The sequence below is a fragment of the Rhodoplanes azumiensis genome, from assembly GCF_042682915.1.
Lineage (GTDB): Bacteria > Pseudomonadota > Alphaproteobacteria > Rhizobiales > Xanthobacteraceae > Rhodoplanes > Rhodoplanes azumiensis.
Window position 1 is genome coordinate 25,946 of sequence record NZ_JBHUIW010000020.1, and the last position, 15,771, is coordinate 41,716.

The following is a 15,771-nucleotide window of genomic DNA, read 5'->3' on the forward strand; positions in this document are numbered from 1 at the left end:
TCATACCATGTTCAAGGTCCGCGTCATTCCCTGCCTCGACGTCAAGGACGGCCGTGTCGTCAAGGGCGTCAACTTCGTCGATCTGGTCGATGCCGGCGATCCGGTCCAGGCGGCGATCGCCTACGATGCCGCCGGCGCCGACGAATTGTGCTTCCTCGACATCACGGCGAGCCACGAGAACCGCGGCACCATTCTCGACGTGGTGCGGCGCACCGCCGAGGCGTGCTTCATGCCGCTGACCGTGGGCGGCGGCGTGCGCACCGTCGACGACATCCGGGCGCTCTTGCAGTCGGGCGCCGACAAGGTGTCGATCAACACGGCGGCGGTGAACAATCGCCGGTTCGTCGCCGAAGCGGCGGAGAAGTTCGGCAACCAGTGCATCGTGGTGGCGATCGACGCCAAGCGCGTGGCGGGGCCGGGCACGGCGGCGCCGTCCGCGCCGGACCGGTGGGAGATCTTCACCCATGGCGGCCGCACGCCGACCGGGATCGACGCGGTCCTGTACGCGAAAGAGGTGGTGGCGCTCGGCGCCGGCGAGATCCTGCTCACCTCGATGGACCGCGACGGCACCAAGTCGGGCTTCGACATCGCGCTGACCCGTGCCATCGCCGACGCCGTGCCGGTGCCGGTGATCGCCTCGGGCGGGGTCGGCACCCTCGATCACCTGGTCGAGGGCATCCGCGACGGCCACGCGACCGCGGTGCTGGCCGCCTCGATCTTCCACTTCGGCACGTTCACGATCCGGCAGGCCAAGGCCCACATGGCCGCGGCCGGCCTGCCGATGCGCCTCGATCCCTGAAAATATTCGCGAATTTCTCTTCCCACGGACCTGACGACCATGAGCGCCTTCACGCTGCACGACCTCGAGGCCATCATCGCGTCGCGCGCCGCGGCGAGCGCCGAGACCTCCTACACGAAGAAGCTGCTCGACAAGGGCGCCGCCCATTGCGCCAAGAAGATGGGCGAGGAGGCGATCGAAGTGGTGCTGGCCGGCGCAGGGGAGACCCGCGATCGCGTCGTCGCCGAGGCGGCCGATCTCCTGTACCATCTGCTGGTCCTGTTGAAGGCCCGAGACATTTCGATCTCCGAGGTCGAGGCCCTGCTGAAATCCCGTACGGCGCAATCCGGACTCGACGAGAAGGCCTCACGGAAGGATGCCTGACCCGATGGATCAGCTCGTCGTTCCCCGCTCCGACACGCAGCTCTCGCCCTACCGGGTGTTCTCCCGCGACGAGTGGGCGGCGCTGCGCGAGGACACGCCGATGACGCTGGAGCCGGCCGAGGTGATCCGGCTGCGCTCGGTGCACGACCGGCTCGACATCGCCGAGATCGAGGAGATCTATCTCCCGCTCTCCCGCCTCCTGTCCCTCTACGTCGCCGCGACCCAGAAGCTGTTCCGGGCGCAGCAACGCTTCCTCAATACGGTCGACGCCAAGGTGCCCTATGTGATCGGCGTCGCCGGGTCGGTGGCGGCCGGCAAGTCGACCACGGCGCGCGTCCTGCAGGCGCTGCTGGCGCGCTGGACCAACGTGCCGAAGGTCGATCTCGTCACCACCGACGGCTTCCTGTTTCCAAACGCGGTGCTGCAGCAGGAAGGCCTGATGGACAAGAAGGGCTTTCCGGAGAGCTACGACCTGCCGGGGCTCTTGCGCTTCCTCTCGCACATCAAGGCCGGCCGCCGGCCGGTGCGGGCACCCGTCTACTCGCATCTCGTCTACGACGTGGTGCCCAACGAGTGGATCGAAATCGACCGCCCCGACATCCTGATCGTCGAGGGCGTCAACGTGCTGCAGACCGGCCGCCCGCCCAAGGACGGCAAGGCGATCCCGTTCGTCTCCGACTTCTTCGACTTCTCCGTCTACATCGACGCCGACGAGGACGTGCTGCACCACTGGTACGTGAAGCGGTTCCTCGCCCTGCGCTCGACCGCGTTCCGCGACCCGAAGTCCTACTTCCGGCGCTACTCGCAGCTCACCGACGACGAGGCGGTCGCCATGGCGACCGACATCTGGACGCGCATCAATCTGGTCAATCTGCAGGAGAACATCCTGCCGACCCGCCAGCGCGCCGACCTGATTCTGAAGAAGAGCGAGACGCACCGCATCGCCGAGGTCGCGCTGCGGCGGCTGTGAGGTTGTCGGGTTGCTCGGCGAACTCTGAGGCTGGTGCGTGCCGCCCTGTTCTTCTCGCCGCGAGGCTGAGGAGATCTCTCTCGGGTTGCGGTACATTTTTCCTCTTGCTTGCGCTGCGAGCGGATCAAAAGCATTGGCTGTCATCGAAATGCAACCGAGACGGGCATAATAGAGGTTGCTCGATTCGGTGGGATGGGTGGCACCGATGGCAAATTGCCTTCTTCCCTTTCAAGAGGGTCGTTTCGATTACAATGAATGCTTTTTCGGGATTGGAGGGTTTCTAACCCCCGAGTCGAACGAAGAAAAGCATATGATGAGCCTTTACCTGCAAGTGCTCACTGAAGAGATGGCGAAACGAGGCGTTTTATTCGGAGGTGATAAGCCCCTCCGTTGGCTAGAGCCGGGCATCGGCGACGGATCGTCTACGGCGAAGTTCATAAAAGCGATGTCTATGTTCCATAGCGCAGGGTTCATCATCCATGGCTCTGACTATCAACTGAATTCGATCGAGCGGGCTCGTATCAATCTAACCGCTCTTCAGGGGACAAATATCCGGATTGGAGAGTTGAGTGTACGGGATGCCTTTTCTGGCGAGCCACTGGCGTCGGAAAAATGCGATTGCGCTATGCTGTCGCATTTTATCTATCACCTAAAAAGCCAGCTCGACGGCAGACGCTTCACTGCATTGGAAATGGATTTGGCATTGCGGCGCCTTATTGGTGCGGTAATGGATTCGCTTAATGGAGGTGGGGTGGCATTCGCTTTCCATGAGGGTGCCGCTTCGGACATGTTTGGAAAACTCGGCGTCGAATATGGTTCGGCGATGAATGATGCGCCGGACCGAATCCGCAAAGCTGCCGACGCGATCGGAAAGCCAACAATAAGCATGATGCTGGAATCTAATTTGTACTTTCCGGATCTGACTCAAGAAGTGTTATTTAACTTGAAGTCAATTGATAATTGGCGAGGCCATTCGGAAGGCACGCCGGAAGCCAGTTGGATAAAGAAGTTTCTCTTTGCCTTGCACAACACGCGGAACGAAAGTCAGTCCGGCGAACCCGTCAAGGAGGGAGGTGTTCGAGACCTGGACAAGCTCCCATCGACCCGAGGGAATCCGTCGCGGATGGGCGATGCGATTGACCGTCTCGTGGAATTGTTTACTCGCGATGAGTACGGGCCGCATATCGTCATTCGCTCCGAGATGCAAGTGATTCTGAACGATCAAGCGTATGCCGACGTTGTCGGGGCAGCCTTTGTCGAGGTCGAAAAACGACTCCCGGACATTCGCCGCGCCGCCCGGTCCGCAATGCTTGCTGCGAGATTGTGCAAAACCCATTTATCCGGGTAAGATTCATGCTGAGATTATATATCCGCACCCTTAACGGACTAACATCGAACGCTTGGCAATTGTTCGCTCGGTTGTTGCCAGGCAACGAATCAATCGATTCAAAATTCGAGGCGCTGAGATCAGGAAAACTCAAGCAACAGACAACTATCGACGAAATATATAAGCTTCTTAATATCCTTGATTCAAAAGCCTCTGCGCTGATGCGGTATAATGGCATCATACTAGCGGTTATAACATTTTCGACTCACGCGGGACAGCCGTTCAGCAAGCTCGTTTATGCAATCGTATTCTTAACCCTGGCCTCGATCTTTTCGTGCTTGATGGTGGTTGGTGTCTTCTGGAACCTGCTGAGCTACATCGAGCCCGCCAAATTCACCGACGACGCGGCACCGATTGAAGGTTCTGGAGATTTGACTAAGGAAGCCAATTCGTTGAGAAAGCTCCTTTTGTTGCGCGAGACTGCCTATCAAACCGCGTGGTGGTCCGCGCTGTTGGTGTCTCTTTTGCTAGCGGTATATTTTATTCGGAACTGGGATCCGTGGACGTTGCCGTCATAAGCAACTTTCCGGAGGGCGAGCACTAGCTGCGCACCCATATATAGTCGTCTACAAATTTGAGACACGAGCCGTCGGCTTTCGGTATGCAGCCTCGCTCAGTGCGTGGTCGCAACATCTCGTCATGCGGCTAAGGCTCTATTCAGCCTGGGTTACTTTCCCAGCACGCTTTCAGGACGAGTCGGAACGCGTGAACGCCGGCTTCACGCCGCGTGGCGTTCGGCGCCGGCGCCGAAGTGGCCGATGTAGCGGGTGTTGATCAGGCTCACCGGCAGGATCACCAGGATGTCGGTGGTGCCGAACTGGTGGTCGATCACGGCGCCGTCGCCGATCACGGCGCCGAGCCGCAGATAGCCCTTCACCAGCGGCGGCAGCGCGTGCAGGGCGGCCTTGGGATCGACGCTCTCCTTCGCCATGCGGTCGAGCGACACGTAGCGGCTCGCCAGCGCGCGGGCCCGCCATGCCTCGGGGGCGGATGCATGGTGATGCAGGAACGACAGCGGCAGCGCGAGCGCGTTCGGGTCGGTGCCCTCCAGGCTGGCGCAGCCCAGCATGACGTCGACCTTGTGGCGCAGCACATAGGTCCAGATGCCGTGCCAGAGGAGCTCGACGGTGCGCTTGTTGCGATAGGGCGGCAGCACGCAGGAACGGCCGAGCTCGAGGAACTTCAGGCCGCGGTGTCGCGCGATCAGCGGCGCGATGTCGAACTCGGCGGCCGTGTAGAAGCCGCCGCGGCGCTCGGCGATCTCCTGGCGCAGCAGCCGATAGGTGCCGACGACCGCCGGTCCGTGGCGGGTCGGCTTGTCGTGATCGAGCACCAGGAGATGATCACACAGCGCGTCGTAGGGATCGACGTCGCGTCGCGCCAGCATCGTCTTGGCGTCGGCGACCGCCGACATCTCCTGATAGAACACGTCGAAGCGCAGGCGCTGGGCGCGGCGGATCTCGGCGGCCCGGTGGGCGAGCCGCACCTCGAGCGAGCCGATGCGGCCGAGCGTCTCGTCGCTGCGGGTCAGGCGCGGATCGGAGACGCGCAGGCCGCCATAGGCCTTGAGCGCCGCGAGCTTGGGAACACCGGCACCGGGGCGCGGAAATCCGACACGACCGAACAGGCGCTTCGGAGGGATTTCGCGCATGGGAAAAGGCATCGACGGCTCCCGGACACGGAGGCTCGGCCCGGGCGACCGCCACGAGTCGCGGCTCCCAGCCGATCGTCGTGAATAAGCTGCCGCGACCACGGTTTTGTGACACGGACGCGTTCAATGCGACAGTTGTACACCGTGCGGCTGCGGGGTGACAGCGTCACGGGAGCGACATGATTTCGCGACGTGATCAGACCGGCGGCGCGCCGAATGCCGTGCCGCCGCGCCGCCGGCGCGCGCCGGGCCGATCAGGCGGCCCGCACGGCGCCCTTCGGGCCGGCGGCGAGCAGCGCCTCCAGCCGGTCGCGCTCGAGCGGCTTGACCAGCACGGCGTCGAGCCCGGCCGCCTCGTAGGTCGCGGGATCGGCCGGCGAGGCGTCGGCCGTGAGCGCCGCGATCAGGGCCGGAGAACGACCCTGCTCGGCCTCGTGGGCGCGGATCTGCCGCGTCGCCGCGAGGCCGTCGACGCCGGGCATGTGCAGGTCCATCAGAATCACGTCGAAGGCGCGTCCGCCGTGCGCCGCCTCCCGCCACGCCGCGACGGCGGCGAGGCCGTCGCCCGCGACGGTGACGCGATGGCCGAGCCGTTCCAGCAGGGCGCGGACCAGCAGCGCATTGATAGGATTGTCCTCGGCGACCAGCACGGTGCGCGACGATCCACGAGCGACGGCATCGGCCCGCGGCGCGTCCGGCGTCGGCGCCGGCGCCGACGCCGGCGTTGCGTCGGGGGCCGCGTCGGCGGCGTCCGCCGCGGCGGCTGCGGCGCCGAGTCGCACGGCCAGCGAGGCGGCCCGCACCGGCTTGATCAGATAGTCGGTGAAGCCGGCCGCCTCGAAGCCGGGCAGCTCGCCGCGCTCGGTCGGCCGCAGCATCACCAGGCGCCGTGACGCGGCGCGCAGCTCGGGGACGAGGGCGGCGGCCGCCGCCGTTCCGATGCCGCGGTCGACCAGGACGGCGTCGCAGCCCTCGCGAGCGAGAGCCACCGCAGCCTCGGCCGGTGCGGCCAGGGCCGTGCGGGCGCCCCAGGCATCGAGCTGGCGGACCAGGGCCGCCACGGCGCGCGGGTCGGCGGTGACGACCAGCACGCCGCGTCCGGACAGGTCGGGCGACCTGGTCGTCGGGGCCGCACCGCCGGCCGCCGGCAGGGGCAGCGTCACCCGGAAGGTCGCGCCGGCGCCCGGTGCGCTGTCGACCGTGACGGTGCCGTCGAGTCGCGCGACGAGGCGGCGCGTGATGGCGAGGCCGAGCCCGGTGCCGCCGAAGCGGCGGTCCGCTCCGTCATCGGCCTGCTCGAACTCGCCGAAGATGCGCTCCTGAGCGTCGGAAGCGATGCCGATGCCGGTATCCTGCACCGAGACGGTGACGGTCCCGGGCGCCGCGCCCGGCGCGGCCGTCACCGTGACGCTGCCGGCCGGCGTGAACTTCACGGCGTTGCCGACGAGGTTGAGCAGCACCTGGCGCAGCCGCGCGTCGTCACCGACCACCACGGCCGGCACGGCCGGGTCGACGAAGGCGGCGATCTCGACGCCCTTGTCGTGCGCCCGCGGGGCGACCAGCTCGACCACCGACTCGACCAGTGCGACCAGACCGAACGGCCGGGCCGTCACGGTGATGCGGCCCGACTCGATCTTGGCGAAGTCGAGAATGTCCTCGATCAGGACCATGAGGGCGCGGCCCGACGTCCTCACCGCGTCCACATAGGTGGCCTGGGCCGGCGTGAGCGGGGTGTCGCGCAGCAGCTCGGACATCCCGAGAATGCCGTTCAGAGGCGTGCGGATCTCGTGCGAGACGGTGGCGAGGAAGCGGTTCTTGGCGCGGCCCGCTGCCTCGGCCTCCTGGCGCACGACGGCAAGGGCGCGTCGCGCCCGGGTCTCGGCGTCGATCAGCTCCCATTCGCGGTCGGCGAGCGCCTCGATGCGGTCGTCGCGTCGCGCGATTGCGCGGCGCAGCCGGGCGTCGTCGTGCAGGAAGAGGGCGAGCGCCGCGGCGGCGGCGAGCGCCGATGCGATGACGAGGCCGGCGACGAGGCGCGGCTCCGGGGCCGCGGGGGCCCGGAGCAGGACGAGGCCGACCAGGACGCCGAGCAGGATCGACGTCGTGCCGAGGATCAGGGCGGCGGGGCGGACGGATCGTTCGAGCCTGTCGTGCATCGGCGCCTTCGTTCCCGGCCCGCCGTCGCGCCGTCTCGAGCGGCGCGCCCGGGGCCGGATCCCGGCAGCGGCCGTGCTTCGGGATAGCACCGGAATCTTGCTGATCTGTTGTCGTGCCGGGCCCGCGTCGGGCCGGGCCCGCGCCAGCGGGTCTCGGCCTCCGTGCTCGGCATGCTCGGCGTGCTTGGGGCGGCGATGCGCCGTCAGGCCGCGGCGGCGAGGGCGACCAGATGCGTGCGGGCGTGCGCGAGAGCGGTGTCGAGCCGCGCGATCTGGACCCGATAGTCTTCGGCCGAGATGGTCGCGGCGGCCCTCTCGAGCTCCGCCGCCAGGGCCGCCACCGCGGCCGCGCCCATGGTGGCGGCCGCGCCCTTGAGGGTGTGCGCCTCGACCGCGATGGTGTCGCGGGCGAGCTCGGGGAACAGGTCGCTCATCCGCGCGAGCCGCGCGTCCGACTCGCGCAGGAACACTTCGACGGCGAGCGCGAGCCCGTCCTCGCCGATCTCCTCGGCCAGCATCGCGAGCATGGCGCCGTCGATGGCCTGGTCGGGATCGCCTCCGCTCGCCGGGCCGCCCGCTGGCCGGGCCGGGCCGTCGCCCGGACCCGTGCCCGCCTGCGGCATCGTCGGCAGCGGAACCGCGCCGTCGGCCACCCGAGGCTCGGCCACCCGAGGCTCCACCCCGCGCTGCTCGACGACGTCGAGCAGCGCCTCGATCAGGGCCTGCTTGCGCAGCGGCTTGGCGACGAAGCCGGTCATGCCGGCGGCACGGCAGATCTTGATGTCCTCGGGATAGGCGTTGGCCGTGATGGCGACGATCGGCACGCCGTCGTTCGGGCCGCCGCGCGCCCTGATCGTCTGCGTCGCCTCGAGCCCGTCCATCTGGGGCATCCGCACGTCCATCAGAACGGCGTCGTAGCGGGTCTCCGCGACCGCCGCCACGGCTTCGGCGCCGTCGCCGACGAGCCGCGGCACGATGCCGAACTCCTTGAGCATCTTCACGGCGACGAGCTGGTTGGTCGGATTGTCCTCGGCGATCAAGAGGCGCAACGGCCGACCGAGCGCCGCGAGCCTCTCCCGGAAGGCGGCCAGGATCCAGGCGTCGTCGCCGCGCGGCTCGCCGACGAACGAGTCGGACCAGGCGAGGGCCAGGCGGACCCGGAACGTGGTGCCGACGCCCTCGGCCGACTCGACCCCGATGGTGCCGCCCATCTGGTCGACGATGTGCTTGCAGATGGCGAGCCCGAGCCCGGTGCCGCCGAAGCGGCGGTTGATCGACGGGTCCGCCTGGGTGAACTTGTCGAACAGGAACGGAATGCGGTCGGCCGCGATGCCCATGCCGGTGTCGGCGACGATCCATTCGATCTCGGCCCGCTCCGCGTCGCAGCCGAGGCGGCGCACGGCGACGCGGATCTCGCCCCGGCACGTGAACTTCACGGCGTTGGACAACAGGTTCAGCAGCACCTGGCGGAGCCGCCCGGCGTCGCCGATCAGGGCCGCCGGCAGGTCGGGCGCGATCGCGGTGTGGATGACGAGGCCGCGATCGGCGGCGCGCTTGCCGACGATGCTGACGGCGTTGTCCACCAGGGCCGCCGGCGAGAACGGAATCGCCTCGAATTCGAGCTTGCCGGCCTCGAGCTTGGAGAAGTCGAGGATATCGTTGAGGATGCGCAGGAGATTGTCGCCGGCGTCGTGCAGCGCGGTGACGCAGACGCGCTGCTCGGCGTCGAGGTCGCTCTCCATCAGCGTCGCGGCGAGCCCGAGCAGGGCGTTCATGGGCGTTCTGATCTCGTGGCTCATGGTGGCCAGGAAATCCGACTTCGCCCGGTTGGCCGCCTCGGCCGCCTTCTCGCGCTCGCGCATCAGCTCCGCCTCGGCGCGGGCGCGGGCGTTCTCGGCCGCCATCTGATCGGTACGGGCCTTCACGGCGCGAGTCTGCTCGTTCCACCACAGCGCGATCGACAGCGCTGCGACGATGACGATCACGGCGCCGATCACCGAGAGGAACACCGACAGCCGCACCACCGCGTGCCAGCCGGCCAGCGCGTGGTTCTTCGTGGTGGTGGCGACCATCACCAGCGGATAGCTCTTCAGGGGCCGCACCGCGACGACCCGCTCCTGGCCGTCGAGCGGACTGACGAGGTGCTCCGTGTAGGCGCGCTCGCCGCCGTCGCGGATCGCGAAGGACTTGCCGATCAGCGGCACGCGAGGATGGCGCATCAGCAGGACGCCCTCGCGGGTCATCAGCGCGATCGAGTCGTGCTCGGACAGCGACACGGCGCGATAGAGCTGCTCGAAATGGTCGAGCGACAGGGTCGCCGACATGATGCCCATGAAGCTGCCGTCGTAGGCGTCGAGCCGTCGGTGCAGGCCGACCAGCCATTCGCCGGTGACGCGGCTCTGCACCGGAGCCCCGATGATCGAGTGCGGGAGGCGCTCGGTCTGCAGACGCAGGAAATGCTCGCGGTCGGCGATCGACAGAGCCGGGGTCGGCCAGAAGCGCGAGAAGTTGACCAGCGCGCCGCTGCTGTCGAACAGCGACAGCGCCTCGAGCTGCGGCACCACGGTCGCCTTGGCGCGCAGGATCGTGTGGGTCGACAGGCCCGACAGCCGCCGGCCGAACTCGGCCCGGTCGTTCGACACCGCGTCGGGAACGTGCTCGAGCAGCGCGCTGAGGGTCAGATCGACGGATTGCAGCGCGCGGTCGGCCTGCTCGGCCATGATGGCGCTGCGCTGGGTGAGCGACTGCTCGGCGGCGGCGAGCGCGCTTTCGCGCAGATTGCCGAGCACCAGCGCGTTCATCCCGACGATGGTCGCGATCATGAACACGGCGCCGGCGATCAGGCCGGCGAAGGGCCGCGAGATCTTGACCGGGCCGCCGCCGCCGCTGCGCGTGGCGGCCCGGCCGCTTGCAGGACCGGGGGGGCCGCCCGGCGGGGTCACGTCGACCAGCCGGCCGGCGCGAGACCGACGGCGTCGCGCTGGCGAATCTCCAGCAGGATGGCGCGGAGCTGGGCGAGATCGACGGGCTTCGGGAGCGTGCGGCAGACGTTCAGGCTGAGCAGGTTCGCCATCGCCGCGGTCTCGCGCCGGATCGTCTCGTTGGAGCTCGACACGATGACGATCGGGGTCTTCAGATCCAGGGCGGCGACGGCGTGCAGCACCTCGGCGCCGCCGTGGCAGCCGAGTGTGAGATCGAGGCTGATCAGCGTGAAGGTGTGCCGCTCCAGCAGGGCGACGGCCTGCTCGTAGGACGCGGCGTCGACGACGTGATAGCCGGCCCGCTGCGCCACCCGGCCGATGATCATCCGGTGGACGGTGTCGTCGTCGATGACGAGGAGCGACGGCATCGGCGGTCCGCCGGCCGTGCCGGGCTCGGTTTCGGCCTGCGCTGAGTTCGGCTCGCTGCGGTCCGGCATCCTGCGTCCCCGACGTCTTGCCTCGTCGCCCATCGTGGCAAGGAAGCGGAAAGATTCGATTAAACCAGGGGTGGCGGTCAATACGCCCGTCACAGCCCGAACAGGCGAGGAATCGATCTAGCCTGAACCGGCGAGGGCGCCGCGCGAAGGGACGGGGTCGCGTCGTCGCGCCGGCGCGCCTCGCCGGAGGACAGCGGACGGGCAAAAACGCTCAGGCGGCGCGGCGCACCTCGTCGACGCGCGTCCGATAGGCGAGCGCCTCGGCGACGTGGACGCGGCCGACCCGCTCGGCCCCGGCGAGGTCGGCGAGCGTGCGGGCGACCCGCAGCACCCGGTGATAGCCGCGCGCCGACAGCCGCATCGCGTCGGCGGCCTCGCGGATCAGCGCGAGCCCGGCCTTGTCGGGGGTCGCGACCTCCTCCAGGAGGCCGCCCTGTGCCTGCGCGTTGGTGCGCACATGCGGAAAGCCGAGCGCCTCGTAGCGCTGCGCCTGCAGCTCGCGCGCCAGCGCCACCCGGGCCGCGACCGCGGCGCTGCCTTCGGTGGCCGGGGGCAGCGCAAGGTCGGCGGCGCTCACCGCCGGGATATCGACATGCAGATCGATGCGGTCGAGCAGCGGGCCGGAAAGGCGGCCCTGATACTCGGCCGTGCAGCGCGCGATCGGCCCCCGCCGGCAGGCGAAGCCGGGCTCTCCGGCGCGGCCGCATTTGCACGGGTTCATGGCGGCGACCAGCATGAAGCGGGCCGGATAGGTGACCCGGTGATTGACCCGGGCGATCGCCACCTCGCCGGTCTCCAGCGGCTGGCGCAGCGATTCGAGCACCCGCGGCTCGAACTCCGGCAGCTCGTCGAGGAACAGGACGCCGTTGTGGGCGAGCGAGATCTCGCCGGGCCGTGCCTTCAGGCCACCGCCGACCAGGGCCGGCATCGAGGCGGAGTGGTGCGGGCTGCGGAACGGCCGTCGGTCGCTGAGCGCTCCGTCGCGGATCTCGCCCGCGACCGAGGCGATCATCGACACCTCCAGGAGCTCGACCGGCGACAGCGGCGGCAGGATCGACGGCAGCCGCGCGGCGAGCATCGACTTGCCGGCCCCCGGCGGGCCGATCATCAGCATGTTGTGGCCGCCGGCCGCGGCGATCTCGAGGGCCCGCTTGGCGTTCTCCTGGCCCTTGATGTCGGCGAGGTCGGGGAGCGCGGCCGCCGCCGCGCGAATCCGCGGCTGCGGCCGCGTGAGCACCTGCGTGCCCTTGAAGTGATTGGCCAACTGGATCAGCGAGCCGGCCGCGACGATCGTCATGTCGGGACTCGCCCAGGCGGCCTCCGGGCCGCAGGCGGCCGGGCAGATCAGCGCGTCGCCGCGCGCGTTGGCGGCGATCGCGGTCGGCAGCACGCCGGCGACCGCGGCGATCGAGCCGTCGAGCCCGAGCTCGCCCAGCACCGTGTAGCCGTCGAGCGCGTCGGGCGGGATCGCCCCGATGGCACCCATCAGGCCGAGCGCGATCGGGAGATCGTAATGGCTGCCCTCCTTGGGCAGGTCGGCCGGGGCGAGGTTGACGGTGATGCGCCGCGCCGGCAGCGCGAGCCCCGACGCGACCAGCGCCGCCCGCACCCTTTCGCGCGCCTCCGAGACGGCCTTGTCGGGCAGGCCGACCACGTTGAAGGCCGGCAAGCCAGGGGCGACCTGAACCTGGACGTCGACGGCCCGCGCCTCGATGCCCTCGAACGCCACGGTCGTCACCCGCTGCACCATGCCACCGCCCCCGAACTCGGAATGCCCGCCAGGGTAGCAGGGTGTCGTCGGTGCGGCAAGAACAATTAGGGAACAGCGCGGGAGGGCGACCGGCGGCGCCCCGCCGGTCAGTTCAGCCCGGAGCGCGGATAGACGAAGGCGAGGAGCGTCAGCAGGGACGAGCCGAGCACCGCGCCGGCGGGGAGCGGATTGCTGGCGACGACGTTGAAGAGGGTGAGGCCGAGGTCGTGCATCGGAAAGCCGTCATTGGCGCGGGTGGGCCGGCCGGAGGCCGGATCGTCGAGCGCGTGCGGGGTCCGATCGAACAACCAGGCGACGTCGTGTGCTCGTCCAGGAGCCCCTGTCTACATCAAGGATGTCGCCGAACCGTGAATCGCGCCGGCATGGCCGTCCTGCGGCGGCCGCCATGCGTTTCGGGGAGGGCTCGATGAGCAGAGGCGGTGCCGCGGGGGCTTCCGCCCGAGGTGGATCCACGGGTCGGACGCCTACCGCCGCCGCTCGGCCATCAGGGCGCGGTAGAGGGTGGCGTAGCGCCGGGCGGAGCGGCGCCAGGAGACGTCGGCCCGCATGGCGTTGCGCTGGACGCGGCGCCAGACCTTGCCGTTGCGCCACAGCGCGGTGGCGCGCAGGACCGCCGCCTCCAGCATGCCGATGGTCGGGCGGAACTGGATGCCGGTGCCGACTCCCTCGGCGATCGCCATGTCGTTGCAGTCGATCACGGTGTCGACGAGCCCACCGACATGGCTGACCACCGGCACGGTCCCGTAGCGCAGCGCGCACATCTGCGACAGCCCGCACGGCTCGAAGCGCGACGGCATCAGGAGGGCGTCGGCGCCGGCCTGGATCAGATGAGCGAGCGCCTCGTCGTAGCCGATCACGCAGGCGACGCGGCCCGGATGGATGCGGGCGGCGTCCAAGAACGCCTGCTGCAGGTTGCGCTCGCCGGAGCCGAGCACGACGAGCTGCGAGCCGGTGGCGAGCAGCGTCGGCAGCACCTCGACCAGCATGTCGAGGCCCTTCTGCCAGGTCAGCCGGCTGACCACGCCGAACAAGAGCGCGTCGTCGGTGGCGAGCCCCATGCGCTTCTTCAGCTCCGCCTTGTTGGCGATGCGCGGCGCGATTCGACGGGCGTCGAAGGTGGCGGCGATCAGCGGATCGCGGCCCGGATTCCACACCGTGTCGTCGATGCCGTTGAGGATGCCGGAGAGCCGCTCGGTGCGGCCGCGCAGGAGCCCGTCGAGGCCCATGCCGAACTCGCGGGTGCGGATCTCGGCCGCGTAGGTCGGCGACACCGTGGTGATCCAGTCCGAGAGCGCGAGGCCGGCCTTGAGGAAGCCGATCTCGCCGTGGAACTCGACCCCGTCGATCGAGAACGCCGGCGGCGGCAGCGCCAGGGCGGACAGGAGCGACGCCGGGAACAGGCCCTGGAAGGCGAGGTTGTGCACCGTCATCACGGTGCGGGGCCGGCGCTCGAACCGGTAGCGCAGATAGGCGGCCGAAAGCCCCGCCTGCCAGTCGTGGGCGTGCAGCACGTCCGGCCGGAAGGCCGGCACCTCGCCGGCGCCGAGTCGCGCCGCCATCAGGCCGAGCGCGCCGAACCGGATCGCGTTGTCGGGCCAGTCGCGGCCGTCCGCCGCCATGTAGGGATTGCCGGGCCGGTCGTAGAGATGCGGCGCGTCGATGACGATCAGCTCGAGCTGCCTGGCGCGGCCGTGCAGGAGGCGGGCCGGGCCGCCGAACAGGTCGTCGACGGCGAGGATCGGGCTCACGTCGCGCAGCGCCGCCATCACGTCCGGATAGCCGGGGATCAGCGTGACGGTGCGGACGTTCTCGGGGGCGAGCGCCGCCGGCAGTGCGCCGGCGACGTCGGCGAGACCCCCGGTCTTCACGAAGGGGAAAATCTCGGAGACGACGGACAGGACGTGGATCGGCGTCGCTGCGATCACAACCGATCGATCATCTGCTGGGTGATGAGACAGATGCCGTCCTCGGTGCGACGGAACCTGTCGGCGTCGAGCTCGGGATCTTCGCCGACGACGAGCTTGGGCGGGATCACGGTGCCCTTGTCGATCACGACGTTGCGCAGCCGCGCCCCGCGCCCGATGTCGACCTGCGGGAGGATCACCGAGTTCTCGACGAAGGCATAGGAGTGCACGCGCGCTCCGGTGCCGACCAGCGAGCGCCGGATCGAGGCGCCCGAGATGATGCAGCCCCCGGCGACCAGCGAGGCGATCGCGGTGCCGCGGCGGCCCTGCTCGTCGTGCACGAACTTGGCCGGCGGCGTGATCTCGGCATAGGTCCAGATCGGCCAGTTGTGGTCGAACAGGTCGAGCTGCGGCACCACGGCGGTGAGGTCGATGTTCGCTTCCCAGTAGGCCCCGATGGTGCCGACGTCGCGCCAGTAGACGGCCGTCTCCTCGCGCGAGCGCACGCAGGAGCGCGAGAACGGATGCGCCACCGCCTTTCCGTACTTGACCAGATACGGGACGATGTCTTTGCCGAAGTCGTGCGTCGAGTGCGGATCCTGGGCGTCGCGGCGCACCTGGTCGATCAGGAACTTGGTGTTGAAGACGTAGATGCCCATGCTGGCCAGCGCCAGCTCCGGGTTGCCCGGCATGTGCGGCGGCTTCGGCGGCTTCTCGACGAAGTCGACGACGACGTCGTTCTCGTCGACGTGCAGGACGCCGAAATGGACCGCCTGCTTGAGCGGCACCTCGATGGTCGCGATGGTGATGTCGGCCTTCTGCTCCACGTGCTGCTGGAGCATCGGCTCGTAGTCCATCTTGTAGATGTGGTCGCCGGCGAGCAGGACGATGAACTCGGGATTGTAGCTCTCGATGATGTCGAGGTTCTGGTAGACGGCGTCAGCCGTGCCGGCATACCAGCTGGCGCCGGCGATGCGCTGGCTCGCCGGCAGGATGTCGAAGCTCTCGTTTCGCTCGGGGCGGAAGAAGTTCCAGCCGCGCTGCATGTGGCGGATCAGGCTGTGCGCCTTGTACTGGGTCGCCACCGCGATGCGGCGGATGCCCGAGTTGAGCGCGTTGGACAACGTGAAGTCGATGATCCGGGACTTGCCGCCGAAATAGACCGCCGGCTTGGCGCGGTTGTCGCACAGCTCGTGCAGCCGGCTGCCGCGGCCGCCGGCCAGCACATAGGCCATGGCGGAACGGGCGAACGGCCCCGGCGTGGAATGTACAATCGGCACGGAATTGCCTCGTTCAGGTTGCGAAACGCATCGTCGAAATCTCCCGGCCGGGTCGCCCGCGCAGGACCGGCC

At 68.7% G+C, this 15,771-nt stretch carries 13 protein-coding genes; 5 read left to right on the plus strand and 8 right to left on the minus strand.

The window, feature by feature from the left end:
* Nucleotides 1–7 precede the first annotated feature (7 nt).
* From hisF to ACFSOX_RS16515, 5 genes are all read left to right on the plus strand, one after another.
* Nucleotides 8–799, plus strand: coding sequence for an imidazole glycerol phosphate synthase subunit HisF (hisF, locus tag ACFSOX_RS16495; protein ID WP_378478906.1), 792 nt, complete (start codon nucleotides 8–10; stop codon nucleotides 797–799).
* A gap of 39 nt (nucleotides 800–838) precedes the next feature.
* The gene (locus ACFSOX_RS16500; RefSeq protein ID WP_111358777.1) at nucleotides 839–1,162 is read left to right on the plus strand and encodes a phosphoribosyl-ATP diphosphatase; all 324 of its coding nucleotides are present in this window, start codon (nucleotides 839–841) and stop codon (nucleotides 1,160–1,162) included.
* Nucleotides 1,163–1,166: 4 nt separating this feature from the next.
* Nucleotides 1,167–2,132 carry a type I pantothenate kinase gene (gene coaA / locus ACFSOX_RS16505; protein WP_378478907.1) on the plus strand — a complete coding sequence of 322 codons (966 nt, stop codon included), beginning with the start codon at nucleotides 1,167–1,169 and terminating at the stop codon, nucleotides 2,130–2,132.
* A gap of 313 nt (nucleotides 2,133–2,445) precedes the next feature.
* The gene (locus tag ACFSOX_RS16510; protein ID WP_378478908.1) at nucleotides 2,446–3,480 is read left to right on the plus strand and encodes a hypothetical protein; all 1,035 of its coding nucleotides are present in this window, start codon (nucleotides 2,446–2,448) and stop codon (nucleotides 3,478–3,480) included.
* Between the two features lie 5 nt (nucleotides 3,481–3,485).
* Nucleotides 3,486–4,037 carry a hypothetical protein gene (locus ACFSOX_RS16515; RefSeq protein WP_378478909.1) on the plus strand — a complete coding sequence of 184 codons (552 nt, stop codon included), beginning with the start codon at nucleotides 3,486–3,488 and terminating at the stop codon, nucleotides 4,035–4,037.
* 200 nt (nucleotides 4,038–4,237) lie between these two features.
* Here ACFSOX_RS16515 and olsB read toward each other — a convergent pair whose 3' ends face one another.
* From olsB to glgC, 8 genes are all read right to left on the minus strand, one after another.
* Nucleotides 4,238–5,170, minus strand: coding sequence for a l-ornithine N(alpha)-acyltransferase (gene olsB, locus ACFSOX_RS16520; protein WP_378478910.1), 933 nt, complete (start codon nucleotides 5,168–5,170; stop codon nucleotides 4,238–4,240).
* 254 nt (nucleotides 5,171–5,424) lie between these two features.
* The gene (locus ACFSOX_RS16525) at nucleotides 5,425–7,326 is read right to left on the minus strand and encodes an ATP-binding protein (protein WP_378478911.1); all 1,902 of its coding nucleotides are present in this window, start codon (nucleotides 7,324–7,326) and stop codon (nucleotides 5,425–5,427) included.
* A gap of 203 nt (nucleotides 7,327–7,529) precedes the next feature.
* Nucleotides 7,530–10,268 (minus strand): hybrid sensor histidine kinase/response regulator, encoded by a 2,739-nt coding sequence (locus tag ACFSOX_RS16530; protein WP_378478912.1) that lies wholly within the window; start codon nucleotides 10,266–10,268, stop codon nucleotides 7,530–7,532.
* Nucleotides 10,265–10,744, minus strand: coding sequence for a response regulator (locus tag ACFSOX_RS16535; RefSeq protein ID WP_378478913.1), 480 nt, complete (start codon nucleotides 10,742–10,744; stop codon nucleotides 10,265–10,267). The genes ACFSOX_RS16530 and ACFSOX_RS16535 overlap by 4 nt, the downstream gene beginning before the upstream one ends.
* A gap of 211 nt (nucleotides 10,745–10,955) precedes the next feature.
* Nucleotides 10,956–12,494 (minus strand): YifB family Mg chelatase-like AAA ATPase, encoded by a 1,539-nt coding sequence (locus ACFSOX_RS16540; RefSeq protein ID WP_378478914.1) that lies wholly within the window; start codon nucleotides 12,492–12,494, stop codon nucleotides 10,956–10,958.
* A gap of 107 nt (nucleotides 12,495–12,601) precedes the next feature.
* The gene (locus ACFSOX_RS16545) at nucleotides 12,602–12,802 is read right to left on the minus strand and encodes a hypothetical protein (protein ID WP_378478915.1); all 201 of its coding nucleotides are present in this window, start codon (nucleotides 12,800–12,802) and stop codon (nucleotides 12,602–12,604) included.
* A 177-nt stretch (nucleotides 12,803–12,979) separates the two neighbouring features.
* A complete protein-coding gene (glgA, locus tag ACFSOX_RS16550) occupies nucleotides 12,980–14,440 on the minus strand; it encodes a glycogen synthase GlgA (RefSeq protein ID WP_378478916.1) in 1,461 nt (486 codons plus the stop codon).
* Nucleotides 14,437–15,654 carry a glucose-1-phosphate adenylyltransferase gene (glgC, locus tag ACFSOX_RS16555; RefSeq protein ID WP_378478990.1) on the minus strand — a complete coding sequence of 406 codons (1,218 nt, stop codon included), beginning with the start codon at nucleotides 15,652–15,654 and terminating at the stop codon, nucleotides 14,437–14,439. The genes glgA and glgC overlap by 4 nt, the downstream gene beginning before the upstream one ends.
* Between the last annotated feature and the right edge of the window lie 117 nt (nucleotides 15,655–15,771).

What these genes read in the sequence shown, in the direction of transcription:
- hisF (WP_378478906.1), top strand. Translation starts at nt 8, where the DNA reads ATGTTCAAGGTCCGCGTCATTCCCTGCCTCGACGTCAAGGACGGCCGT.
- ACFSOX_RS16500 (WP_111358777.1), top strand. Translation starts at nt 839, where the DNA reads ATGAGCGCCTTCACGCTGCACGACCTCGAGGCCATCATCGCGTCGCGC.
- coaA (WP_378478907.1), top strand. Translation starts at nt 1,167, where the DNA reads ATGGATCAGCTCGTCGTTCCCCGCTCCGACACGCAGCTCTCGCCCTAC.
- ACFSOX_RS16510 (WP_378478908.1), top strand. Translation starts at nt 2,446, where the DNA reads ATGAGCCTTTACCTGCAAGTGCTCACTGAAGAGATGGCGAAACGAGGC.
- ACFSOX_RS16515 (WP_378478909.1), top strand. Translation starts at nt 3,486, where the DNA reads ATGCTGAGATTATATATCCGCACCCTTAACGGACTAACATCGAACGCT.
- olsB (WP_378478910.1), bottom strand. Translation starts at nt 5,170, where the DNA reads ATGCGCGAAATCCCTCCGAAGCGCCTGTTCGGTCGTGTCGGATTTCCG.
- ACFSOX_RS16525 (WP_378478911.1), bottom strand. Translation starts at nt 7,326, where the DNA reads ATGCACGACAGGCTCGAACGATCCGTCCGCCCCGCCGCCCTGATCCTC.
- ACFSOX_RS16535 (WP_378478913.1), bottom strand. Translation starts at nt 10,744, where the DNA reads ATGCCGGACCGCAGCGAGCCGAACTCAGCGCAGGCCGAAACCGAGCCC.
- ACFSOX_RS16540 (WP_378478914.1), bottom strand. Translation starts at nt 12,494, where the DNA reads ATGGTGCAGCGGGTGACGACCGTGGCGTTCGAGGGCATCGAGGCGCGG.
- glgC (WP_378478990.1), bottom strand. Translation starts at nt 15,654, where the DNA reads ATGGCCTATGTGCTGGCCGGCGGCCGCGGCAGCCGGCTGCACGAGCTG.